This is a genomic window from Pantoea sp. ME81, assembly GCF_903970985.1.
GTDB lineage: Bacteria > Pseudomonadota > Gammaproteobacteria > Enterobacterales > Enterobacteriaceae > Pantoea > Pantoea communis.
The window spans coordinates 1-7,446 of the sequence record NZ_CAJCKS010000207.1; the positions used below are offsets into that span (position 1 = coordinate 1).

Annotated in this window: 8 protein-coding genes; all 8 read left to right on the top strand. The window is 56.2% G+C overall.

What is annotated here, in order from left to right:
* The coding region (gene wzzE / locus H7A81_RS23985; RefSeq protein WP_182058935.1) for an ECA polysaccharide chain length modulation protein at window positions 1-671 on the top strand (671 nt) is incomplete at its 5' end.
* A gap of 10 nt (window positions 672-681) precedes the next feature.
* A complete protein-coding gene (wecB, locus tag H7A81_RS23990) occupies window positions 682-1,806 on the top strand; it encodes a non-hydrolyzing UDP-N-acetylglucosamine 2-epimerase (RefSeq protein ID WP_166933235.1) in 1,125 nt (374 codons plus the stop codon).
* A 2-nt stretch (window positions 1,807-1,808) separates the two neighbouring features.
* On the top strand, window positions 1,809-3,068 hold the full coding sequence (gene wecC, locus H7A81_RS23995; protein ID WP_182058936.1) for a UDP-N-acetyl-D-mannosamine dehydrogenase: 1,260 nt from the start codon (window positions 1,809-1,811) through the stop codon (window positions 3,066-3,068).
* Window positions 3,065-4,141 carry a dTDP-glucose 4,6-dehydratase gene (gene rffG / locus H7A81_RS24000; RefSeq protein WP_182058937.1) on the top strand — a complete coding sequence of 359 codons (1,077 nt, stop codon included), beginning with the start codon at window positions 3,065-3,067 and terminating at the stop codon, window positions 4,139-4,141. Before wecC ends, rffG begins: the two co-directional genes overlap by 4 nt.
* Window positions 4,142-4,164: 23 nt before the next feature.
* Window positions 4,165-5,046 (top strand): glucose-1-phosphate thymidylyltransferase RfbA, encoded by an 882-nt coding sequence (gene rfbA / locus H7A81_RS24005; RefSeq protein ID WP_097118511.1) that lies wholly within the window; start codon window positions 4,165-4,167, stop codon window positions 5,044-5,046.
* Window positions 5,024-5,722 (top strand): dTDP-4-amino-4,6-dideoxy-D-galactose acyltransferase, encoded by a 699-nt coding sequence (gene rffC / locus H7A81_RS24010; RefSeq protein ID WP_034827844.1) that lies wholly within the window; start codon window positions 5,024-5,026, stop codon window positions 5,720-5,722. Before rfbA ends, rffC begins: the two co-directional genes overlap by 23 nt.
* Window positions 5,719-6,849, top strand: a complete 1,131-nt coding sequence (rffA, locus tag H7A81_RS24015; protein ID WP_182058938.1) for a dTDP-4-amino-4,6-dideoxygalactose transaminase — start codon at window positions 5,719-5,721, stop codon at window positions 6,847-6,849. Before rffC ends, rffA begins: the two co-directional genes overlap by 4 nt.
* Window positions 6,849-7,446: lipid III flippase WzxE (gene wzxE / locus H7A81_RS24020; protein ID WP_182058939.1), on the top strand; the 598-nt coding region annotated here is incomplete at its 3' end. The genes rffA and wzxE, both read left to right, overlap by 1 nt.

Consider the following 7,446-nt stretch of genomic DNA (forward strand, 5'->3'; position numbering starts at 1 on the left):
CGCATAACGATGCCGCACTGCTGGATGATTTGATTACCAATATCCAGTTCACACCAGCGGATGCGGCGCATAACACGCTGGATAACATTAAGCTGATTGCCGAAACCGCTGGCGACGCGAATAACCTGCTGCGCCAATATATCGCCTATGCCAGCGAACGCGCGGCGCGCCATTTGAATGCGGAATTGAAGGGGGCATGGCAGGCGCGCAGCGCGCAGCTGCAAGCGCAGGTTACCCGTCAGCAGGAAGTGGCACAGGCGGTGTTTGATCGCCAGCGTCAACGTATTGAACAGGCCTTAAAGGTTGCTAGTCAGCAGGGCATCAAAGAAAACCGTGCTCCGGTCATTGGCGAAGCGCTGCCTGACAGCGATCGCTTCCTGCTCGGGCAGCAAATGCTGCAGGCTCAGCTCGATACATTGCAGGCCAGCGGGCCCGCTTACGATTTGAGCTATGATCAGAACAGAGCGATGCTGGGCACGTTGCAGGCAGGCGCGCAGTTGGATAAGCCCTTCCAGACTTACCGCTATCTGCGTACGCCTGAAGAGCCGGTGTCGCGCGACAGTCCGCGCCGAGTGTTTATGATGATCATGTGGGGCGTCATTGGCGCGCTGGTGGGTGCAGGTGTGGCGCTGGTGCGCCGTCCTCGTCCAACGTCACCAACGAGCCATTAAGAGAAGCCATGTGAAAGTTCTGACCGTATTTGGCACGCGTCCTGAGGCGATCAAAATGGCCCCGCTGGTGCAAGCACTGGCGCAGGATCCGGCGTTTGAATCGCGCTTATGCGTGACCGCGCAGCATCGTGAAATGCTCGATCAGGTGCTGCGGCTGTTCAAGCTGCAGCCCGATTACGATCTCAATATCATGCGCCCGGAACAGGGGCTGACGGAGATCACCAGCCGCATTTTGCAGGGGATGAAAACGGTGCTCGCCGATTTTCAGCCCGATGTGGTGCTGGTGCACGGTGATACCACCACCACTTTTGCTGCTAGCTTAGCCGCTTTTTATCATCAGATTCCGGTGGGGCACGTCGAAGCAGGATTGCGCACCGGCAACCTGATGTCGCCCTGGCCGGAAGAGGCTAACCGCACCTTAACCGGTCATCTGGCGAGCTACCATTTCACCCCAACCGAGAGTTCGCGGCAGAATCTGCTGCGTGAAAATTTGCCGGATGACTGTATCGTTGTTACCGGCAATACGGTGATTGATGCGCTGCTATGGGTGCGCGATCGGGTGCTGGATGATGGCGATCTGAATGCACGTCTTGCAGCACGTTATCCGTTCCTTGATGCGGATAAAAAACTGATTCTGGTCACCGGCCATCGCCGTGAAAGCTTTGGCGGCGGTTTCGAACGCATTTGCAGCGCGCTGGCGCAGATTGCACGTCAGCATCCGCAGGCGCAGATCGTCTATCCGGTGCACCTCAATCCCAACGTCAGTGAGCCAGTAAATCGTATCCTGAGTGGGATCGACAATATCATTTTGATTGAGCCACAGGAGTATTTGCCGTTTGTCTGGCTGATGAACCGTTCCTGGCTGATCCTCACCGATTCCGGTGGTATTCAGGAAGAAGCGCCATCATTGGGCAAACCGGTTTTGGTCATGCGTGATACGACTGAGCGTCCGGAAGCGGTGAATGCGGGCACAGTAAAACTGGTTGGTACCGATATTGACCGGATTGTCGAGGAAGTTAGCCTGCTGCTGCAGGACGAGGAAGCCTGGCAGAGGATGAGTCGCGCGCACAATCCGTATGGCGATGGACAAGCCTGCTCGCGCATCCTGCAGGCACTGAAACAACACAGAGTATAATTATGCGTTTTGAAACCATTTCCGTTATCGGACTGGGCTACATTGGGCTGCCAACGGCGGCCGTTTTTGCCTCAAAGGGAAAAAAAGTGATCGGCGTGGATATCAATGTCCGCGCGGTCGAGACCATTAATCGCGGCGACATTCACATTGTCGAGCCGGAGTTAGGTGACGTGGTGCGTGAAGCCGTGCAGGCAGGTTTTCTGCGAGCTACCACGCAAGCCGAAGCTGCGGATGCCTTCTTAATCGCCGTACCTACGCCGTTTATCGGCGATCATCAGCCGGACCTGAGCTATGTACAGGCAGCCGCGTTGTCGATTGCACCGGTGCTGAAAACGGGCGATTTAGTGATCCTCGAATCGACCTCACCGGTTGGCGCGACCGAACAGATGGCCGCCTGGCTGGCGGAGGCACGTCCTGACCTGCGTTTCCCGCAGCACGGTGATAACTGTGACGTGTTTATCGCTTACTGCCCTGAGCGCGTGCTGCCCGGCAAAGTGATGGTAGAGCTGCTGGAAAATGACCGTGTGATTGGCGGCATGACGCCTGCGTGCTCAGCACGGGCCAGCGAACTGTATCGCATCTTCCTGCGCGGCGAATGTGTGGAAACCAACGCGCGTACTGCCGAGATGTGTAAGCTTACGGAGAACAGCTTCCGTGATGTGAATATTGCCTTCGCTAATGAGCTGTCGCTGATCTGCGCGGAACAGAAGATCAACGTGTGGGAATTGATTGCGCTGGCGAACCGCCATCCACGCGTCAACATTCTGCAGCCCGGACCGGGCGTCGGTGGGCATTGTATCGCTGTTGATCCCTGGTTTATCGTGGCGCAAAATCCGGAGCTGGCGCGTCTGATTCGCACCGCGCGAGAAGTGAATGATGCGAAACCGACGTGGGTGTTAGATCAGGTCAAACAGCAGTTGGCTGATTGCCTGACTGTCAGCGGCAAACGTGCTTCTGAGGTGACGATTGCCTGCTTCGGTTTGGCGTTTAAACCGAACATTGATGATTTGCGCGAGAGCCCGGCAATGACAGTGGCGCACCTGATTGCCGAGTGGCACAGCGGCAGCACGCTGGTGGTTGAACCGCATGTGGCAGAAATCCCTGCGCAACTGGCCCATGAAGCGGCTCTGGTTTCCACCCAGGATGCATTGCAGCAAGCAGATATCATCGTGATGCTGGTTGATCACGCGCAGTTCCGCGCTATCGATGCCAGCGAGATCACGCAGCAGTGGATTATCGATACCAAAGGTGTCTGGCGATGAAACAGTTCCTGGTGACAGGTGGCGCAGGCTTTATTGGGTCCGCACTGGTGCGATTTCTGATTGAGCAAACCGACCATCAGGTGGTGGTGGTGGATAAACTCAGCTACGCAGGCAATTTAGCCTCTCTGGCTTCAATACAGAATGATGCGCGCTATGCCTTTGAGCAGGTGGATATTTGCGACCGAGCCGAACTGGACCGTGTCATTGCCCAATATCAACCGGATTGCATTATGCATCTGGCCGCAGAAAGCCATGTGGATCGCTCGATTGATGGCCCGATTGCCTTCATCGAAACCAATATCGTGGGCACCTATCAGTTACTGGAAGCCGCTCGCCATTACTGGAATGGTATGGCGGATGAGCGTAAAAAAGGCTTTATCTTCCATCACATTTCCACTGACGAAGTGTTTGGCGATTTGCATGGCAGCGATGATTTCTTTACCGAAACCACGCCGTATGCGCCCAGCAGCCCTTATTCAGCGACGAAAGCCAGCAGCGATCATTTGGTTCGCGCCTGGTTACGCACTTACGGCTTGCCGATCATCGTCACCAACTGTTCGAACAATTATGGCCCTTATCACTTTCCTGAAAAATTGATTCCACTGACTATCATCAATGCGTTGGCGGGTAAGCCTTTGCCGGTGTATGGCAACGGCAGCCAGATTCGCGATTGGCTGTATGTAGAGGATCATGCGCGAGCACTCTACAGTGTGGTGAGCAGCGGCAAAGTGGGTGAAACCTATAATATTGGTGGTCACAACGAACGCCGTAATATTGAGGTGGTGGAAACCCTGTGCGATCTGCTGGACGAACTGGCACCGCAGCAGCGCGCCACGCATCTGACGCGCTATCGAGATCTGATCACTTTTGTCACCGATCGTCCCGGTCACGATCTGCGTTACGCCATCGACGCCAGCAAAATTGCGCGTGAGTTAGGCTGGACGCCGCAGGAAACCTTCGAAAGTGGCATTCGCAAAACCGTGCAGTGGTATTTGGCAAACCCACAGTGGTGGCAGGCGATTCTCAACGGTAGCTATCGTGGCGAGCGGTTGGGTTTAACCACGCCGCGCTGAGGCGCAATACAGGAGCAGCAACGATGAAAGGTATCATCCTGGCGGGCGGTTCGGGTACGCGTTTGCACCCTATTACTCGCGCTATCTCAAAGCAGCTACTGCCGGTTTACGACAAACCGATGATCTACTATCCACTGTCGGTGCTGATGCTGGCGGGGATCCGCGAGGTCCTGATTATCACCACGCCGGAAGATCGCGCGCACTTCGAGCGTTTGCTCGGTGATGGCAGCGAGTTCGGCCTGCAGCTAGAGTATGCTGAGCAACCCAGCCCTGATGGTTTGGCGCAGGCGTTTATCATTGGTGAGTCCTTCATTGGCAATGACAGCTGCTGTCTGGTGCTGGGCGACAACCTCTATTTTGGCCAGGGCTTCAGTCCGAAACTGAAAAAAGTGGCTGCGCGCAGTAGCGGTGCGACGGTGTTTGCCTATCAGGTGATGGATCCCGAGCGGTTTGGTGTGGTGGAATTTGATGACGACTTCAATGCGCTTTCCATCGAGGAGAAGCCGCAGCAACCCAAATCACGTTGGGCGGTAACCGGCCTCTACTTCTACGACAATCGCGTGGTGGAGTTTGCCAAACAGGTGCAGCCTTCTGCACGGGGCGAGCTGGAAATCACCGCGATTAACCAGATGTATCTTGAGCAGGGTGAACTCTCTGTCGAGTTGCTGGGACGCGGTTTTGCCTGGCTGGATACCGGTACACACGACAGTCTGATTGAAGCGAGTATGTTTGTGCAGACCGTGGAGAAACGTCAGGGCTTTAAAATTGCCTGTCTGGAAGAGATTGCGTGGCGCAACGGTTGGCTAAGTGACGAACAGTTGCTGGCGGCGGCGCAAGCGTTGACCAAAACTGGCTACGGCCAATACCTGATGGATGTTCTCCATGCCCGTCCGCGTCAGTATTAACCCCCTCGAGTGGGAAAGCGATTTCTTTGGCGTGAACAGTGCGCGTATCGACCTGGATGGCGACTTCACCCTTGCCGACGCGCTGCAACAGCCAGATACGTTGTGGCAGGCCAAAGTGCCCGCCGAGCGCACCGACGCCATTGATGCCTTAAGCCAGCACGGTTTTCAGCTGGTGGAAGGTGAGGCCGATCTGGCCATCAATATCAAACGCACCGAGCGCCAGGTTGGCGTGCGCATTGCGCGTGAAGCACAGATTCCGGCATTGCGTGAGGCGGCATCGCATGCCTTTCGCCAAAGCCGTTTTCGTGCGCCCTGGTTTAACGCCGATGACAGCGGTCGTTTCTATGCGCAGTGGATTGAAAACGCGGTACGCGGCACCTTTGATCATCAATGCCTGGTGGCCAGCGACGAATCCGGCCAATTACAAGGCTATGTCTCGATGCGTGAAGTGAACGGTGATGCGCGTATCGGCCTGCTCGCCGTGCTACCCGCAGCGCAAGGGCAGGGCATTGGTCAACGCTTGCTGTTGGCGGCAGCGGATTGGGGCCGCGTGCGACAACTTGAACGACTGCGCGTCGCGACCCAGCTTAGCAATCTTACGGCGATGCGCCTCTATTTACGCAGCGGTGCACGCCTTGAAAGTACCGCCTACTGGTTTTACAGGACAGCTACATGATCCCATTTAATGCGCCGCCAGTCGTCGGCAGTGAACTTGAATATATGCAGTCGGCGATGGCCAGCGGCAAACTCTGCGGTGACGGTGGATTTACCCGCCGCTGTCAGCAGTGGATGGAGCAGCATTTTGGCAGCAAAAAAGTGCTGCTGACCCCCTCCTGCACCGCCTCGCTGGAAATGGCCGCACTGTTAATCGATATCCAGCCCGGCGATGAAGTGATCATGCCGAGCTACACCTTTGTTTCCACCGCCAATGCCTTCGTGCTGCGCGGTGCTGTGATCGTGTTCGTCGATGTGCGCCCCGATACGCTGAATATCGATGAAACGCTGATTGAAGCCGCGATCACTGAGAAAACCCGTGCGATTGTGCCGGTGCACTACGCGGGCGTCGCCTGCGAGATGGATAGCATTATGGCGCTGGCGGCGAAGCATCAATTATTTGTGATTGAAGATGCGGCGCAGGGCGTGATGTCGCAGTACAAGGGGCGTGCGCTCGGCACGATTGGTCATATTGGCTGCTTTAGCTTCCATGAAACCAAAAACTACACCGCTGGCGGTGAAGGTGGAGCAACACTGATAAATGACGCGAAGCTGGTGGAGCGTGCAGAGATCATCCGCGAAAAGGGCACTAACCGCAGTCAGTTCTTCCGTGGCCAGGTGGATAAGTACACCTGGCGCGATATCGGTTCGAGCTATTTGATGGCAGATCTGCAAGCTGCCTACCTGTGGGCGCAACTCGAAGCGGCTGAGCGTATTAACCAGCAGCGTTTGCGCCTGTGGCAGCGCTATTATGATGCGCTGCAACCGCTGGCGGCGGCGGGACGCATCGAGCTACCAGTGGTGCCGGTTAATTGCCTTCACAACGCGCACATGTTTTACATCAAACTGCGCGACAGCGACGACCGTCAGGCACTGATTAACTGGATGAAAGAGGCGGAAATCCTCACGGTGTTCCACTACATACCCTTGCACTCTTCGCCAGCCGGTGAACGTTTTGGTCGCTTGCACGGTGATGACCGCTTCACCACCAAAGAGAGTGAGCGCCTGCTGCGCCTGCCGCTGTTTTATAACCTGTCGGATAACAATCAGCGCACCGTTATCAGCTCGCTGTTGAGTTTCTTTGCCTGATGTCGTTAGCCAAAGCTTCAGTCTGGACGGCCTCATCGACGTTGGTAAAAATCATTGCCGGACTGCTGGTGGTGAAACTGCTGGCGGTCAGCTTTGGGCCAGAAGGGGTTGGCCAGGCCGGTAACTTTCGCCAGCTGATTACCGTATTAGGTGTATTGGCCGGCGCGGGCATTTTCAACGGCGTGACCACCTACATCGCGCAATTTCAGCAGCAACCTGAGCAACTGCGTGCCGTGACGGGTACGGCATCCACCATGGTGATTGGCTTCTCCACGCTGGTGGCGCTGGTGTTCTTGCTGGCAGCGGGGCCGATCAGTCATGCGCTATTTGGTCACGACGACTATGCCAACGTGGTGCGCATCGTGGCTTTTCTGCAGTTTGGCATTGCCTGGGCCAATTTGACACTGGCCTTGCTCAAGGGTTTTCGCGATGCGCGCGGCAATGCGCAGGCGCTGATTATCGGTAGTCTGGTGGGCGTGCTGGGTTATGTGTTGTGCTGGTGGCTGGGTGGATATGCCGGAGCGTTGGTGGGTTTAGCGCTGGTGCCTGCACTGTTGGTGTTCCCGGCACTGCTGATGCTGCGCCGTCATCGTCAGG